The organism is Formosa sp. F44 (assembly GCF_056238645.1).
On sequence record NZ_JBWDLJ010000001.1, the window covers coordinates 566,698 to 582,376 of the forward strand.

Consider the following 15,679-nt stretch of genomic DNA (forward strand, 5'->3'; position numbering starts at 1 on the left):
TATCTAACGGTTAAAGTACTACTGTCAGGCCTATTATGTTGCTCCAAAAAAAATAAGAATTAACTTTATTAAATTAACAATAATAGTAGCAAATTGAAAAAAAAAGACCTCTTACTTGTTATAAAGCAAAAGGTCTTTGGTACTACTAAATACAATGTTTAAGCTGGAATATTATCTGTAACCGATAGTCGATTCCAATTTCTATGATTAGCAATAGCGTCTCTAAAAGCAGTATGACTACCATTAATAAAAACAGCTTCATCGTCTTTGTAATCTTTAACGTATGTCATATCTATTAAGGTTTCTGCTTCCTGTTCTGCAGCAATGGCTTTACAGTGTTTAAACGCTTCATTGATAAATTTCACATATTTTTTCATCTTCTTTATCCAATCTACAGAGGCTGTACCTCCAGGAATAAATATGGCGTCGTAAAGTACGCTTTCGGTGGTAATAATGGATTCATGAACTTTATATTCCTGACCTGCATCTCCTTTTATGGTGCCACCATGAGGAGCTATTATTTTTAATTGTGCGCCCTCTTTCTCTAAAGCATCGGCAACTTTTTTGTATTGCTTTTCGTTAAATCCATCTGCAGCTAACACAGCAATTTGTCGTGTGGCTATAGTGTCGTATTTAGATTTTGTCTGACTTAAAGCAGGAGAGTGGTCTAAATAATTTTTCTTTTTAGCCGGCTCATGTTTCTCCGGATCTGCATCTGCTCCAATGGCTTGATTAATAGGTTTTTCGATCTGCTTAGGAACTTTAAGACCTAGATTGTCAGCTACCATTTCTGCTAATTCGTGGTCTATCTGATTGATAATCCATAGCATGCGTTCTTGTATGTCTTTTTGCTTACATTTTCCCAATTCGAAACTGTAGGCTTCCATAATATGTTGTTGTTCCCACGGTTTTAAGCTTCTATAAAACAGAGCAGGTTGAGAAAAGTGATCACTAAAACTTTCGCTTCTCGTTCTAATTTTTTTAGCATCGATACGCTCTTCATAAGATGTGAATCCCCCTTCAGCCATTTTAGCCATATGTGGACAACCACCTCCTAAAGAATTTGGAGCATATGCTGTTTGTCCTTTTGGGATTTCTGTTTGCATTAAACCATCGCGTTGGTTATTGTGCGTATCTACAACAGGTCTGTTAATTGGTATCTGATGAAAATTTGGTCCGCCTAAACGCGATAATTGCGTATCTCTGTAAGAAAATAAACGGCCTTGTAAAAGGGGATCGTTAGTAAAATCTATTCCTGGGACGATATGTCCAGGTAAAAAGGCTACTTGTTCTGTTTCAGCGAAGAAATTTTCAGGATTTTTATTCAATGTCATTTTACCTACAATCTTTACAGGTACCATTTCTTCCGGTACTAACTTTGTAGGATCTAATAAATCGAAATCGTATTTATGCTCATCTTCTTCGGGGATAATTTGCAATCCTAATTCCCATTCAGGAAATTGTCCAGCATCAATGGCGTCCCATAAATCTCGTCTATGAAAGTCTGAATCTGCACCACTAATTTTCACAGCTTCATCCCAAGTTACAGAATGTATACCTAAAACGGGTTTCCAGTGGAACTTTACGAAATGAGATTTTCCTTCCTTATTAATTAATCTAAAGGTATGGATTCCGAAGCCTTCCATCATTCTTAAACTTCTTGGAATAGCACGATCACTCATTACCCAAATCTGATTATGAAGGGTTTCTGTAGTGCGTGAAACAAAGTCGTAAAACGTATCGTGAGCCGATGCCGCTTGTGGAATTTCTTTATTTGGTTCTGGTTTTACAGCATGGATAAGATCTGGGAATTTCATAGCATCTTGAATGAAGAATATAGGCATATTGTTACCTACAAGATCCCAAGTTCCTTCCTGCGTATAAAATTTAACTGCAAAACCTCGTACGTCTCTTGCTAAATCTGTCGAACCTTTAGAGCCCGCAACTGTAGAGAATCTTGCAAAAACGGGTGTTTTTCGTTTTGTATCAGTGAAAATACCTGCTTTGGTAAATTCTTCTAAATTCTCGTATAATTCAAAATAACCATGAGCACCACTTCCTCGGGCGTGAACGATGCGCTCTGGAATACGTTCATGATCGAAATTTGTAATCTTTTCTCGAAGTAAGAAATCTTCTAAAAGGGTAGAACCACGTTCTCCAGATTTTAAGGAGTTATGGGTATCGTTTATTTTTAATCCTTGATTTGTAGTAAGGACTTTTCCTAAGCTATCTTTTTCGAAGGCCTTTAATTGTTCTATTTTTTCACTTTGACTTTCTGATTTTTTTTCTTTTGCCATGGTCGTTGAGTTGAGATATTAGAATTTGTAATTGTGTTTCAAATTTGGATTCTAAATTCTTAATTTTCAACTGTTATCATTAACCTGAATGATTTTTTTAATTGCTGTATTGCATTTTAAATAGCAATAAAGGATTATAAAAAAACTATGGATTTAGAAGCCTTTCTTTTATAAGTCCTGCTCAGACTCGTAGATATCTGTAATTTGTGTTTTGGATATTTTGGAATATTTGGGTGTATTGGCAGACAACCAAGACTGTATTACTATGGCACTTGTGGCATTACACGCTTGAAGTCCGTAAGAATATGGTCGGCATCCATAAATATGAGGAAACGAAATATCGTAAATATTTGGAGTCACCTGGTTTTTTTGATTAACTACGCGATAGGCACTATCTACGGCAATACCTCCAATATATAGGTATGCGTCTTGTAGTTTTAAGTAGGTTTTATTTTTTGTTTGTAAGTCTGAAGGAACCTGATTTTTATCTTCAAATTTTGCTGTAGCTTTGCTTAACACGCCATGTTTTACCAGAGATTTAAAAGGATAGTGTTCCATGTCTACCGTATCGTGTCCAGCACAATTAATAAACATTTTATACGTCTTAGTGCTGGTTTTTTCTTCTGTCTGAATTGTAATGGTGGTATTTCCATTCCCATTGGTGTTATCTAATTCTACTTTGCCCGCTACCAAATCTATTACCTTAGCTTCATGTAAGGCTAATAATATGTGAGCTGAATCTAAAGGAAGCGCGGCAATAACACTCATTAAAAACGGTTTTACTATGGTGTTAAAAAATAGATGTCCTTCGGCAGATAAAAGTTCTGTATGGAAGTTTAGAGTGTACATTAAATCGTCTAAAGTCTCCATCCAATTTATGGGTTTGTTTTGACGTATTGATGCTTTGGCCTGAGGTAATTCTGTCTTCATACCATCAAAACAATCAATATAATCATGAGAATCGGACATGGTATTTATAAAGTCCTCGAAGCTAAATTGGGGATTTTCCAAGGCCGTCACCATCGCTTTATTTTTATCCTTTTTAAATGCTTTTATAAGTGCTGGTCTGCAAATGGTATTAAAATAATCCTCCATGCTTAAAACACCGTTTTCTTTTGATAAATTTAAAATGGCATTTCTTGTGGTATGTCTATAAATTTCTCGAAACGGTTCTTGTTGCTCGTATTGTAAATGTGGCAACCAACCTTCGGCGGCGTGAAGCGTAATTTTAAAGTCTTTAGCTTTAGGATGTAGTGTATATGTTAGCCGATTATTCTCCTTGTGAAATGTACCATGCCGATGTGTTAACGAAGACACCACATCGAAAGCACTTAAAGACGCACCAAGAATGCCAATTTCAAAATTGTAGTATGTCGATTCCTTAGGAATTATTTTCTTAATAGGCCAAGGCGAATCATAGTATCCAGTGTCTGGTTTATCCTTTTTAGATATGTTATGTCCGGTAGAAATTATAATACGGTTAAAAATATACTCTGATGTATTCGCAATAATTTTAAAAGTACTATCCGAATTTGGAATAATATCATGAACCTGATGATTTACATATTCATTAACTTCAAATCCGCAGGCTTTAAGCTTTTTAGTTAAGAGATTAAACTGATTGTGGAAATAATGTCCTAATGCTATTCTGCTATAAATTTTATAATCTTCTATAGGAAAGTTATGTACGTTTAGGGTCTCTAGAAAATTATGGTCTTGAGCCCTTAACCAATCTGCAAAGGTTTGTGGTAAGGCAGGAATTTCTTCAGAAGAAATATTCGATAAATTATACTTATCTGTTAGCGCTGGATTATATGGCATGCCAAAACCCATATGCTTGTTTTTTTCGAAAATAGAAATATTTTGAAACTGTTTTATTAGCTCATCTGCATGGTTTAAAATATGTTGTAAACAATAGATAGCCGATGCTCCGGAACCTATAAGTGCAAGTTTTAAATGTTTCATCTTTTTCAAATTTATTTTAAAAAAAGTTTAGACTGTACGGTGTACAGTCTAAACTCTTAATAACTAACCGCTATGGTTTTTAACTGATATTTAGTGAATATCTTCTAAATAATCTGCTTTTTTACTACTCATTTCAATAGCATTCTTTTGCTTTAGAAGCACGTTTTTAACAGCAGGATTTAGTTCGTAATTGTTAATTATGTCTTCGTAATCTTTAACTGCAGCTTGTTCTCCTGTTCTAACTTCTTCTAACATAGATTCGTCATTATCGATAGAGAAAAATGCTTTAGTATCTATCCAAGCACGGTGTAAAGTACCGGCTACACTTCCGTCATCTTCGGTAACATTCATTCCTTGAGCGCGAAGTGTGCTAGTTAGTTCGTTAATATAGCCACTTCTTTCTAAAGCCTTCTGATTGAAAAACTTTTTCAGTCTCGGATTGTCTACATGTTCTCCAACTTTTTTAAATCCTTTTTCTGCATCGTATGCTTTTTCTACAAGATCGTTTAATTTGTTTTCTGTATTTTCATTAAATGGTTTCATAATTTTTATTTTTTAGATTAAGTGTTTAATGTGGATTAAACATCTGTTTGTTTTTGTAAAATTAGTAAGGTGTTTAGCATTAAAATGATGCAAACGATATTGTTGTGTGCTGTATTGAAAATGGTTTTGGAATCGCTTGATTTTACTGGCTTTTGTTTGATTTGTAATATGTTAAGAATTTGTTATAGTAAATTATCAGTAGATTTTGCTACAGTATTTAATTAATAAGGTGAAGTATTTTGTATCCGATTAATACATTTTGTCAGTCAGGGTTTAGGTTTGCCTAATTGAGTTAAAAATTTTTATTTTTTGAATTAATAGGTATGGTGGATTCACTATAATTTTAGTGTTAAATAAAACGACTATGACACTTACAGAAGCAGTATTACTTATTTTATCGGTATTTGGGATTTTTACTATAATTATTGTCTTAACGCGTGTTTTCGGACTCCGGACATTTGCCAAAATGTCGAGTTTTGATTTTGCATCTACGGTGGCTATTGGTTCTGTTTTGGCCTCAATAATTTTAAATAGCAACTATTCTATTGTAAAAGGAGGCATTGCCTTGGCGACTATTATAGGTTTTCAGACGGTGTTTGCTTTTTTGGTTAGAAAAAGTGAGTTCTTCCGGAAAATATTTACCAATAAACCGCAGATCATTATGTGGAATGGTAAAATTTTACATGAAAAGCTTAAATCGTGTAATGTGAGCGAGGACAATCTTATTGCAAAACTAAGAGAAGCTAATGTGCACGATTTTGATGAAGTTAAAGCCGTTATTTTTGAAAGTACTGGCGATATTTCAGTGATACATAATAGTGAGAAAAAAGGAGTGGATTATCGTATCCTTAATGATGTAAAGACAGATTATTTGCATGTTTAAATTTCTTCGTAATAACAAGAACGCCATGTATGGTGGCTTGTTAGCATCGGTATTTACAGGAATAGGTATATTCTTTTTAGGTAATGTTTCAGGCTACGAAGCCAAACATTTATTAAAAGTATCTTTAAATAGTTTAAATATGCTGTGTAACACAATTGTGTTAGCTTCGGCAACAATTCTGGCGCTTTTATTAACCTTATTAAGTGTTAGTGACGACTCTAAGACGGCTTTAAAAAAGAAACATTATCAGCAAGTTTTAAGCATCGCAAAATTTGATGTGATCTTATTTATTTCGGCATTAATTTTATTTCAATTCTTTAATATTCCCATTGCCGAATCGGAAAATGTTCCAACATCTTGGTTTAAAATTATTTATTGGACCACCTTAGCGTCTACATCGATTATTAGCGGTATGATGATTACTGTAATACTAATGCTATATAATGCAGTTACTAATTTAATCGCTATTATTGGTCTTGGAGACGAAGAACATCCTTTACTGTCTAAAGAAGATGCCGATGACAAAATTGAAGAGGAAAAAGATAAAATGAAATCATAACAATTTACTTCATCTTTATATAAAGTATAATTATCTAATCTATTTAATAGTTTTCAATTAAACCATATAATTGACGCATAATTTAACACGCTTAATTGTCTTTTTTCTTAGAAAGCTTCACAATAAGCCATATAAAGCCCACAATAAAATGAAGAATTACCACGCCAGCGATAATATAAATCATAGTGTTTGAATCTCCTCTCATTTTAAATTGATTTTAAGTATCTTAAGTAAAAGTAATATTTAAATAATATATTAATTGTGACGTTTGTTACACTTCAACTTCCACCACGTTTTTATCATTATTAATTGAGTAAGTGATTAATTCACATCTGGTATTTTACAGAAAACATGATTTGTAGTTTACATAGCGCGTTCTGATTTATAACGGATAATGACATTCTAGGAGCAGACCAGAAGACGTTTAATATTTAGGAATTGAAATTGAGTATTCCATGTTAAGAGACGCTGGAGTTCTAGAATGAACACTTTTAAATATTAGGCTTAGTTATTAGAGTATATGACTTTAAACACGCAATAACTGATAAAAGTCATAGGTTTTTGAAATAAAAATTACCGAATCTCATAATTTTTTTGTTAAGGGGCTTTCAGGCAAAAAGAAGGTTAAAAATGACTAGAAAAGTCTTAAAATTTTCAGTTCTTACTTCGCTAAGAATAAGAAATTAATTATCTTGCTTCAATCATTACAATAAAACAATTTATAAAGCAAAATATTAAAAAAATGAAAAGATTTAGCGAAAAGTACATCGTAACAAAAGATATGGAATGGGAAGTTCTTGGAGGAGGAGTTTCAAGAAAATTCTTAGGATACGATAACCAAATCATGATGGTAAGCGTGAAATTTGATAAAGGCGCATTAGGAGCACCACATCAACATTTCCATACTCAAGCTACCTATGTTGTTTCAGGTAAATTTGAATTTGAAATTGATGGCGTAAAGCAAATCGTAGAAGCTGGAGATGGTGTATACATCGAACCAAACTTATTACATAGTGCCGTGTGTTTAGAAGAAGGTCAATTAATTGATACATTTAGCCCTGTAAGAGAAGATTTCTTAACTGGTGAAGGTCCATCTTATTTCGCAGATAAAGACTAATACTCTAGAGTTAAAAACTTAAAGTTATGGCACTTTTTTACGCTGATAATTTTAGGTGAAATTCTAGTAGAATAATAAACTAGTATTAAAAAATGCATAGTGTTCCATATACCTCTTGTAGGTTTTGGAAGCTATGCATTTTTTTATATTCTAATGGGATTTTGTAGTCATAAAAGACTTGTGTGCAAACGCTATAGTACATGAGCTAAAATATAAGTATACACTAATTGCTTTTTTGTAGCATATTGGAATACCTTTACTTCAACAGAAAATATATTTTCGAAATAAAAGATACATTTCACTGTAAACCATTAAGTTTCACAAGTGTGACATTGGTCATTTTTTATGTAAACTATTGCTTGTACTTTCAGATAAAATTATTTTCTCATGAAAAATTTTATAGGCTGTGTTGCTCTAGCAATAGTTTTGGTGTCTTGTAATGGGACTAAGAAAAGCAACATCAATTATGCAGAGGTAGAAGAGGTGAAAACACAAGCTCATCCCGGTAAGAAATTAATGGAAACCTTGTGTTATTCATGCCATGGTTTATCGGAAACTGAAAATAATAGGATTGGTCCGCCTATGATTGCCATAAAAAAAAGATACTTAAATGGGAATCTGTCAAAAGAAGCATTTATTGAATCCATGCAGGTTTGGATTAAGAATCCGAATAAAAACAACGTAAAAATGTATGGTGCCGTAAACCAATTCGGACTCATGCCTAAACTTGCCTATCCAGAAACATCTATTGCGCAAATTGCCGAGTATATGTACGATTTTAAGATAGAACAACCTGATTGGTTCGAAGCGCATTATCAGCAACAAAGCGGACAAAGACGCAATATGAATTCTAAACAATTTCAAAATCAAAAATAACGCAGCAATTGCTATTATAAAGCGTCTAATTTAGGATACATTCCCCGAATTTTTTAGGTTAAAAGTTGGTGGTACACGTGTGTTATAAAATACCTGCCTATAATAATCATGTTTCTATTATTATAATCCTATTTTTCAATAAATAATGATGAAATTTATTATTGTATATCTAAACACTTCGTAGTTTAAATGTTATCAGTTACCTAAAAAAAATAATTACGGTTTAAGAATCTAACTGACTGCAATTAGTAGTAATTTGTACATACTAATAGCCTTGGTGTTCAGTTTTTTAGATTCAGTACATCTATAAGGTAAAATACTTTAATAAATTTGAATGAACGTTCATTCAAATTTATTAACTTTGCATTATGGAAAACGAAATAATATCTTCTAGAAAAGCAAAAATGGCAGAAAAGCATAGTGCTATTTTGCAAGCGGCTCTCGAGCAAATAACGATGTATGGTTTTCATGGCACCAGTATAAAAATGATTGCCGCTTCGGCTCAAGTTTCGGCAGGTAGTATTTATAATCATTTTGAAAATAAAGAGGAGGTTATAAAAGAGCTATACCTACACATTGGAGCAGAAATCAATGCACTTATAAAATCTACCCACAACAGTAATATTTCATTTAAGGAGGATTTTTTTAATATTTGGAAAGCCATTTTACATTTATATATAAACGATCCTAATAAACCGGAATTTATTACTCAATTTACGTATTCCCCTTATATTATTTCACAAGCAGACACGCAATCTGATGTGTTGCTAGAACCTATTTTAGAAATTTTTACAAAAGCAAAAGCAGAAGGCATCATAAAAAATATTCCTAACAGCGCATTAGTCGCTTTATCTCACAGTCCGATTACTTCACTAGTAAAAATGGCGAATTACGGAAAGTTAACCATTTCAGATACAGAAATAGAAACCTATGCACAAGCTTGTTGGGATGCCATTAAATTATAATACGATGAAAAATAAATTACATACGTTAGTGTTTGTGAGTCTGTTTGGGTTGCCTTTACTGTCCAGCGCGCAAACCGAAAACGATTCATTGAGTTTAAAATCGCTAGTCTATAAGGCGATGGAAAAAAATGTAGGCTTAAAAAATGCGCAACTTGAAATTCAGATAAGTGAGAAAACAAAATCGCAAATCAATAATACGTTTTTACCCACTTTAGAAGCCGATGGAAAATTTGCTTATACAGCAGGGAAATTTAATATTGATACTGAGTCGGCAAGTCTGGAATTTCCAGGTATTTCACTTCCCACCAGTATTCCTTCATTGCCCGTATTTACTATTCCTAGTTTTCCAATTACCATTCCTGCCTTAGATCAAACCTTAGATTTTGATGGGAATTTGTGGATTGCTGGAATAACAGCGAAGTGGACGATTTTCACAGGGTTCAAGGCAAGCAATTTGTCTAAGGCCATGACGCATAAAATTGAGGCTCAAAAACACATGTTTACGCAAGAAGAAGCTGATTTAATTAGTGAAATAGCTGCTCTTTATGATAAAATTGCCTTGTTAGCACAGACCAAGAAAGTGCTGGATATACAATCTAAAAGGCTAGAGCAAGAAAGTGAAAGAGCTACCAAAGCATTAGGTTTGGGACTCATTACAAAACATGAATATCAGAAAATAGAGATAGCACAATTAAATATAGCTTCTAAAATATTAGAGTATGAAGGCGCCAAAGACTTATTGTATTTAAAGCTTCATCAATTAACAGGTGTAGAAATCACCGAGCTTAAAACGATTAAAGTGGATATTGATATCCGCTTAGAAAGTGAAGTCGCCGATAAATCTTATTTAGACCGTCCGGAATTATTAGCTTTAGATGAATCCATATTAGCGACGCAATATAAGTACAAGTCTGAAATTAATGGATATCTTCCAAAAGTACAGGCTTTTGCTTCGCATCAATACATAGGTTTAACCAATGGAGAAACTGCGGGTTTAGGTTTTAATGAAATTAGCGGGTATCCGTTAAATATGGTAGGTGTAGGCATGAAATGGGAAATTTTTGATGGTTTTCATACCCGAGACGAGCGTCAGAAAATTAAGATGGAAGTAGAACAAACTCAGAATAGGAAAGAAGAGGTTAGGGAGTTACTCGAATTGAATTATAGAAATAGCGTGTCTCAATATTCAAACCTTTCTGCACAGGCAAAACTAAAAGAAAAGCAAATGGAAACGGCACAAGAATCTATGGAAATTAGTTATAAAGAATATAAAAACGGATTGGTTGATGTGTCGGATTACTTAGAATCTCAATCGGATTATATGACTACGACTTTAGAATATTATACCACGGTTTGCGACCAAAGAAATAGCGCATTAGAATTACTAAAAGCTACGGGTAGCTTACATATTGACAAACTTTAATTTTATGAAATCAAGAAACATTTTTATTACAGGCCTTGCTATTGTTTCATTAGTGGCTTGTAATTCGTCTACAAAACTGGAAGGCGTAAAAGGTAAAGCAAAACGTAACGCCCTTACTGTGGTTAGCAAATATCCTGGACGCATATTAGAACATTATGTCGAAGAGGGCGCTCAAGTAAATAAAGGAGATACTTTAGCTTTGTTAGAAGTACCCGAAGTAGAAGCAAAGCGTCAACAAGCACAGGGTGCATTAGATGCTGCTAGAGCGCAGTATGATTTGGCTTTAAACGGTGCATCTTCAGATCAGCTAGCTCAAATTAGTGCCAAACTAGATGCGGTAACCGAGCAATACGAATTTGCTGAAAAATCCTATAACCGTGTAAACGCCATGTACCAAGATAGTTTGGTATCCGATCAAAATCACGATGAAGTGTATATGAAATATCAAGGAGCCAAAGCGCAATATGTTGGTGTAAAGGCCAAATACGACGAGGTTAAAAAAGGAGTGCGAAACGAAAAAATAAAAATGGCACTAGGAACTTATGAGCGTGCTCAAGGCGCCTTGCAGGAAGCCAATGTAGCCTATAACGAACGTTTTATTATAGCGCCTCAAAATATGACTATAGAGACCATTGCCCTTAAGGATGGTGAGTTGGCGCTACCAGGTTATGGTATTTTTACGGGATACCAAATAAACAGTACATTTTTTAGGTTTACTGTGCCAGAGAGTAAAATTAATAATTATAAAATAGGAGAGACGTATACTGTTAATTCTCCTTTTACAGATACCTCGTACAAAGGGGAATTAGTGTCTATTAAACAATTAACACGTTATGCCGACATTACCTCTGCATTTCCAGATTACGAATTGGGCGAAGCTACTTACGAACTTAAAATTGTTCCTGAAGGCACATCGGCTAACGATTTGTACGCGAACATTACAGTGATTTTACCGTAAACAACAGATATGAAAAATTGGATTTCATTACTTAAAAGAGAGTTCCGTTTGTTTTCGAGCAACTCGGTAATCATGGCCATATTTTTGGGTGCGCCATTAGCATACGGATTATTATTTGGTGCCGTTTACAAAAAAGGGAAAGTAGATAATTTACCCATTTTAGTGATCGATTTGGACAATACTCCCATGAGTCATAATCTAATAGATATGTTAGACGACAATGAAGTGGTTACACCAAACGTGGTCTACAATCAAAATAATATTCGTCATTTAATTATCGAAACGGAATACAGCTCTATCATTACCATACCTGAACATTTTGAGGCCGATATCATTCAAAAACGTCATCCAGAAGTTCAAGTTGAAGTGAATACAGCCAATATTCTTACAGCCAATTATGCCTCTAAAGCCATACAAATTGTCTTAGGATCTCTTAATGCTGGAATTGAAATAGAAGGTTTAAAAAAACAAGGCGTGCCAGCGATTACCGCTAGTAGTCAGTATGAATCTTTTAATGTGAGTTACGTTAAATTCTTTAACGCCTCAGCTAATTATATGGAATTTTTATGGCCAGGAATGATTGGTGTTATTGTACAGCAAGTGTTTATGTTGGCCTTAGCCTTAAGTTTTGCTCGGGAATTTGAAGAGCGCACATTTTTTACTGAATTTATGCCAAAGGCAAAAAATGTGGTGAATGCCATGTTTTTAAAAACCATTCCGTTTTGGCTTATGGGGATTGTTATTTTGGCACTTATTCGTGGTATGTTTACGTTGTTCCGTATTCCATTTGATATTAATCCAGTGGCAGCAGTTGCTTTAATAACAGCACTGGTGGTTTCGGTAAGTTTCTTAGGTGTCTTGTTTAGTGTGGCTATTCCTAGTCAGTTAAAAGCGACCGAAGTCTTAATGGTTATAGCTACACCTAGTTTTGTGGTGAGCGGATTCACATGGCCGTTAAGTCAGATGCCAGGCTATGTGGTTGCCTTTGCTAAAACAATTCCTTTAACTCATTTTCTAGAGGGCTTAAGAAAGCTTATGTTGTACCATGCAAATTTAACCGATTTAATGCCTCAAATAAAAGCAATGATGATTCTTGCCGCTGTGTTCGCAGGGTTATCGTTTATATTGTTGGAAATTAAAATTAGAAGACAGAACAAGAGGGTGGCCTTGTAATAAAATGTAATCGAAGTTTAGCACATCAAACGCATATAAAAAGGCTCATTCTAAATTATAGAATGAGCCTTTTATTGGTATTATAGTTAAAATCATCTTTTTGAGCCTCTGCTCTTAAACGGATTGTTTTCAAATTCGTGTCTATTGTAAAAACTTTCTTCGTTATATGGGTCGTTGTCTAATCCTTTAGAGTCTGTATCGTTGTCTTCAACTTTTGTAAAATAAGACGTTCCTATATTATGGAAATTCCTTATTTCTTCACGTACAATTTCTCTAATGCGTGCTTCTTCAACTATGGTTGTGTCTTCTAAAGTTTCTGTGCTTTTAGGACTTAATTCATCTTTCAGATTCTGACGCACAAGGTTACGTTCGTAAGAATCTAGTACTTGAACTTCATATGCTCTATTTATATTTTCGCCTTTGCGGTAACGTTTGGTACTAGAGAACGTTCTGTGATTTACGGTATGAGTATACACGTGTTTTACATCAGAATTAATATCGATTAGTCCGGTTGGGATTATGATATGATTTTCTCCATCCTTATTAATAAATTCTCTAAGATCTTTATTTCCGGAAGCGCTGTAGGGATCGTGTTTAGAATCTATTATAGACTGATCTACTTCCACGTCGATATAAACCACACGTTGCGCATCTTTATTTACTAAAAGGTTATCTACTTTACCAATAACACGATTATCGGCATCAATTACATTCCAACCTCTAATATCGGCATAGCCTTCAGATATTTTATAATCCGATAATTCGTTTAAATCGTATAAGTGCTTTTCGTCTGTTTTCATAATAAGTTTTTTTAAGATTGAATATTGATAAGTATATCATGCGCTTGTTTAAAATACGCTTCAATATTTTTTTGTTGCTCAGACCATGCCATGCTTGTACTTAGTGCATTGGAGGTTTCTTTAAGTTTAGACATATCTTCTTTTAACTCAGGAGCATGATTGGTTTGAATGTCTTCAATAACGGTTGTAATATCCGAGCTCATGGTTTTAAAATCTAAGGTCTCAACCTTTGTCATATCTACATCGTTGGTGCTAGAAGTTGTATGTTTTTGTAATTGAGATTCCAAATTCTTTAAAGCATCCGAATCGTAAATATTAGATTCTTCTGCTTTGGATGCTGTAGCATAGGCTAAGTTATATAAGGCTTTACGCGTTTGTACAGAATCTGTTCCAATGGCTGTCGAACCATCTAGATTTTCTTGTAATTGTACTAAATACGTAGAACTCGATTCGTAGCTCACCATAGTTTCTTGAGTTGAAGTTGCTGGGTATGCCGACTCGTTTTCGTTATTTCGTATAATGGTATCTGTACTATTATACGTATTAGTATCGTTAGGATACATGTCTTCATTGTTGGGAGTATAGACTACATACATTATAATTCCCAGAATAATTAGGATGACTAAGATCCACGGCCAAATTGGCTTTTTCTTTTCTATTTTAATTTCTGCCATTTTAATTGTTTTTATTGTACTTCGGATTTTTAATTAATTCCTTTATACAGAGTTACAGGATAAAATTACTCCTGAATAGTGGTATCCGATTGCTCAATCCATATTATAGTTAACTTTAAAAATTTTTACACTTTTGATTTTAATATTATTCCGTTTGTATTTATTAATTTAGTCTTGGATTGATTACCTTATAATTATAATAGCTTAGTAAATTTTAAATTTAGACCTTAGACTTTAATTAAAACCACTACGAATCCCAACCATGATGTTAGCCTTTTATATTTTTTCAGGAATATGTATTCTTGCCTCTCTTTTGCCATTATTACCCTTTCAGCATTGGATGTTTCGGGTATGGGAATTTGGAAGAATACAATTAATGATTATTCAGCTATTAACGCTTAGTATTGGAGCGTTATGTATCGCAGAAAAAGACACGTTGTTTTTAATTACCGCCTTTGTATTACTATCGGTAATAATTCATAACCTAATTATCCTAATTCCTTACACATCGTTGTATGGTAAAAAACAAGTAAACGATATTCCTAAAGAGACGCAATCGGTTTCTATTATCTCGGTTAACGTTTATCAATTTAATGAACGCTACGAAGAATTGTTACAATTGGTGAAAGAAGTCAAGCCTGATATCTTACTAACGATGGAATCTAATCAGGCCTGGGAAGATGCATTGGAAGCTATAGAAGACGATTATCCAAACTATAAAAAAATAGCTTTAGAGAATACATATGGAATGCATTTTTACACCAAGCTACCCGTAAAATCACTTAAAATACATCATTTTATCTCGGACGATTTACCAAGTATTGAAGCACGTATATGCTTAGAAAATGATGAGCAATTTACTTTTTTCGGAATTCATCCGCCACCACCAAGTCCAACCGAAGAAGATACCTCTAGAGAACGCGATGGCGAATTACTGGCTCTAGGAAAAAGAATTTTAGATACCGAAGGCCCTGTAATTGTAGTAGGCGATTTTAATAATGTTGCTTGGGCAAAATCATCAATTTTATTTAGAAAAACCTCTAAATTAATAGATCCTAGAATTGGACGCGGATTTGTCTCTACATATCATGCGAAATATAAATTGCTTCGATTTCCTATAGATTTGTGTTTTCATTCACCACATATAGTCATTCAAGATTTTAAAACATTAAGATATGTTGGTAGTGATCATTTGCCTTTGTTTTGTAGTTTCTTTATAAGTAAAAAGGACAATGTGCTTAAAGAAGATTTAGATACTCTTAATGAAGAAGAAGAGGAAGAAGTTGAAGAGATGATTGAAAAAGGAGAAGAAGAGAAAGGTGATCGGCCAGAAGTGGCTACCGAATAGTAAAAATTATAATCAAATACTAAACAAGACCAAGATTAATCCCATAAAAAAAGGGTGTTATAGATTTATTATAACACCCTTTGCTATTAATTATAAAG

At 33.8% G+C, this 15,679-nt stretch carries 14 protein-coding genes; 9 read left to right on the forward strand and 5 right to left on the reverse strand.

What is annotated here, in order from left to right:
- Positions 1 to 158 precede the first annotated feature (158 nt).
- The 3 genes from AC0UBM_RS02225 to AC0UBM_RS02235 form a co-directional block, all read right to left on the reverse strand.
- Complete coding sequence (locus tag AC0UBM_RS02225; RefSeq protein WP_475687486.1) at positions 159 to 2,297, reverse strand: catalase; 2,139 nt, start codon at positions 2,295 to 2,297, stop codon at positions 159 to 161.
- 168 nt (positions 2,298 to 2,465) lie between these two features.
- On the reverse strand, positions 2,466 to 4,262 hold the full coding sequence (locus tag AC0UBM_RS02230; protein WP_475687487.1) for an FAD/NAD(P)-binding protein: 1,797 nt from the start codon (positions 4,260 to 4,262) through the stop codon (positions 2,466 to 2,468).
- Positions 4,263 to 4,352: 90 nt separating this feature from the next.
- The gene (locus AC0UBM_RS02235; protein WP_475687488.1) at positions 4,353 to 4,805 is read right to left on the reverse strand and encodes a ferritin-like domain-containing protein; all 453 of its coding nucleotides are present in this window, start codon (positions 4,803 to 4,805) and stop codon (positions 4,353 to 4,355) included.
- Between the two features lie 364 nt (positions 4,806 to 5,169).
- On the opposite strand from AC0UBM_RS02235, the gene AC0UBM_RS02240 reads away from it, so the two are divergent.
- The 8 genes from AC0UBM_RS02240 to AC0UBM_RS02275 all read left to right on the forward strand — a co-directional run bounded on the left by AC0UBM_RS02240 (position 5,170) and on the right by AC0UBM_RS02275 (position 12,759).
- The gene (locus tag AC0UBM_RS02240; protein WP_414034757.1) at positions 5,170 to 5,688 is read left to right on the forward strand and encodes a DUF421 domain-containing protein; all 519 of its coding nucleotides are present in this window, start codon (positions 5,170 to 5,172) and stop codon (positions 5,686 to 5,688) included.
- Positions 5,681 to 6,247 carry a hypothetical protein gene (locus AC0UBM_RS02245; RefSeq protein WP_414034756.1) on the forward strand — a complete coding sequence of 189 codons (567 nt, stop codon included), beginning with the start codon at positions 5,681 to 5,683 and terminating at the stop codon, positions 6,245 to 6,247. The genes AC0UBM_RS02240 and AC0UBM_RS02245 overlap by 8 nt, the downstream gene beginning before the upstream one ends.
- Before the next feature lie 742 nt (positions 6,248 to 6,989).
- Entirely contained in the window at positions 6,990 to 7,364 is a 375-nt protein-coding gene (locus tag AC0UBM_RS02250; protein WP_038531666.1) for a cupin domain-containing protein, read from the forward strand.
- Between the two features lie 387 nt (positions 7,365 to 7,751).
- Positions 7,752 to 8,240 carry a c-type cytochrome gene (locus AC0UBM_RS02255; protein ID WP_475687489.1) on the forward strand — a complete coding sequence of 163 codons (489 nt, stop codon included), beginning with the start codon at positions 7,752 to 7,754 and terminating at the stop codon, positions 8,238 to 8,240.
- A 368-nt stretch (positions 8,241 to 8,608) separates the two neighbouring features.
- Complete coding sequence (locus AC0UBM_RS02260; RefSeq protein ID WP_414034754.1) at positions 8,609 to 9,205, forward strand: TetR/AcrR family transcriptional regulator; 597 nt, start codon at positions 8,609 to 8,611, stop codon at positions 9,203 to 9,205.
- A gap of 4 nt (positions 9,206 to 9,209) precedes the next feature.
- Positions 9,210 to 10,628: a TolC family protein gene (locus AC0UBM_RS02265; RefSeq protein ID WP_475687490.1), complete on the forward strand. Its 1,419-nt coding sequence runs from the start codon at positions 9,210 to 9,212 to the stop codon at positions 10,626 to 10,628.
- A 4-nt stretch (positions 10,629 to 10,632) separates the two neighbouring features.
- Positions 10,633 to 11,586, forward strand: a complete 954-nt coding sequence (locus AC0UBM_RS02270; RefSeq protein WP_475687491.1) for an HlyD family secretion protein — start codon at positions 10,633 to 10,635, stop codon at positions 11,584 to 11,586.
- 9 nt (positions 11,587 to 11,595) lie between these two features.
- Positions 11,596 to 12,759 (forward strand): ABC transporter permease, encoded by a 1,164-nt coding sequence (locus AC0UBM_RS02275; protein WP_475687492.1) that lies wholly within the window; start codon positions 11,596 to 11,598, stop codon positions 12,757 to 12,759.
- 92 nt (positions 12,760 to 12,851) lie between these two features.
- On the opposite strand, the gene AC0UBM_RS02280 is transcribed toward AC0UBM_RS02275, so the two are convergent.
- Entirely contained in the window at positions 12,852 to 13,559 is a 708-nt protein-coding gene (locus AC0UBM_RS02280; RefSeq protein ID WP_475687493.1) for a PRC-barrel domain-containing protein, read from the reverse strand.
- 11 nt (positions 13,560 to 13,570) lie between these two features.
- The gene (locus tag AC0UBM_RS02285) at positions 13,571 to 14,233 is read right to left on the reverse strand and encodes a hypothetical protein (protein ID WP_475687494.1); all 663 of its coding nucleotides are present in this window, start codon (positions 14,231 to 14,233) and stop codon (positions 13,571 to 13,573) included.
- Between the two features lie 262 nt (positions 14,234 to 14,495).
- Between AC0UBM_RS02285 and AC0UBM_RS02290 the strand changes: the two genes are divergently transcribed.
- Positions 14,496 to 15,581 (forward strand): endonuclease/exonuclease/phosphatase family protein, encoded by a 1,086-nt coding sequence (locus AC0UBM_RS02290; protein WP_475687495.1) that lies wholly within the window; start codon positions 14,496 to 14,498, stop codon positions 15,579 to 15,581.
- Positions 15,582 to 15,679: the final 98 nt, after the last annotated feature.

Coding starts and splice junctions, on each gene's coding strand:
- AC0UBM_RS02225 (WP_475687486.1), bottom strand. CDS start 2,297: ATGGCAAAAGAAAAAAAATCAGAAAGTCAAAGTGAAAAAATAGAACAA.
- AC0UBM_RS02230 (WP_475687487.1), bottom strand. CDS start 4,262: ATGAAACATTTAAAACTTGCACTTATAGGTTCCGGAGCATCGGCTATC.
- AC0UBM_RS02235 (WP_475687488.1), bottom strand. CDS start 4,805: ATGAAACCATTTAATGAAAATACAGAAAACAAATTAAACGATCTTGTA.
- AC0UBM_RS02240 (WP_414034757.1), top strand. CDS start 5,170: ATGACACTTACAGAAGCAGTATTACTTATTTTATCGGTATTTGGGATT.
- AC0UBM_RS02245 (WP_414034756.1), top strand. CDS start 5,681: ATGTTTAAATTTCTTCGTAATAACAAGAACGCCATGTATGGTGGCTTG.
- AC0UBM_RS02250 (WP_038531666.1), top strand. CDS start 6,990: ATGAAAAGATTTAGCGAAAAGTACATCGTAACAAAAGATATGGAATGG.
- AC0UBM_RS02255 (WP_475687489.1), top strand. CDS start 7,752: ATGAAAAATTTTATAGGCTGTGTTGCTCTAGCAATAGTTTTGGTGTCT.
- AC0UBM_RS02260 (WP_414034754.1), top strand. CDS start 8,609: ATGGAAAACGAAATAATATCTTCTAGAAAAGCAAAAATGGCAGAAAAG.
- AC0UBM_RS02265 (WP_475687490.1), top strand. CDS start 9,210: ATGAAAAATAAATTACATACGTTAGTGTTTGTGAGTCTGTTTGGGTTG.
- AC0UBM_RS02270 (WP_475687491.1), top strand. CDS start 10,633: ATGAAATCAAGAAACATTTTTATTACAGGCCTTGCTATTGTTTCATTA.
- AC0UBM_RS02275 (WP_475687492.1), top strand. CDS start 11,596: ATGAAAAATTGGATTTCATTACTTAAAAGAGAGTTCCGTTTGTTTTCG.
- AC0UBM_RS02280 (WP_475687493.1), bottom strand. CDS start 13,559: ATGAAAACAGACGAAAAGCACTTATACGATTTAAACGAATTATCGGAT.
- AC0UBM_RS02285 (WP_475687494.1), bottom strand. CDS start 14,233: ATGGCAGAAATTAAAATAGAAAAGAAAAAGCCAATTTGGCCGTGGATC.
- AC0UBM_RS02290 (WP_475687495.1), top strand. CDS start 14,496: ATGATGTTAGCCTTTTATATTTTTTCAGGAATATGTATTCTTGCCTCT.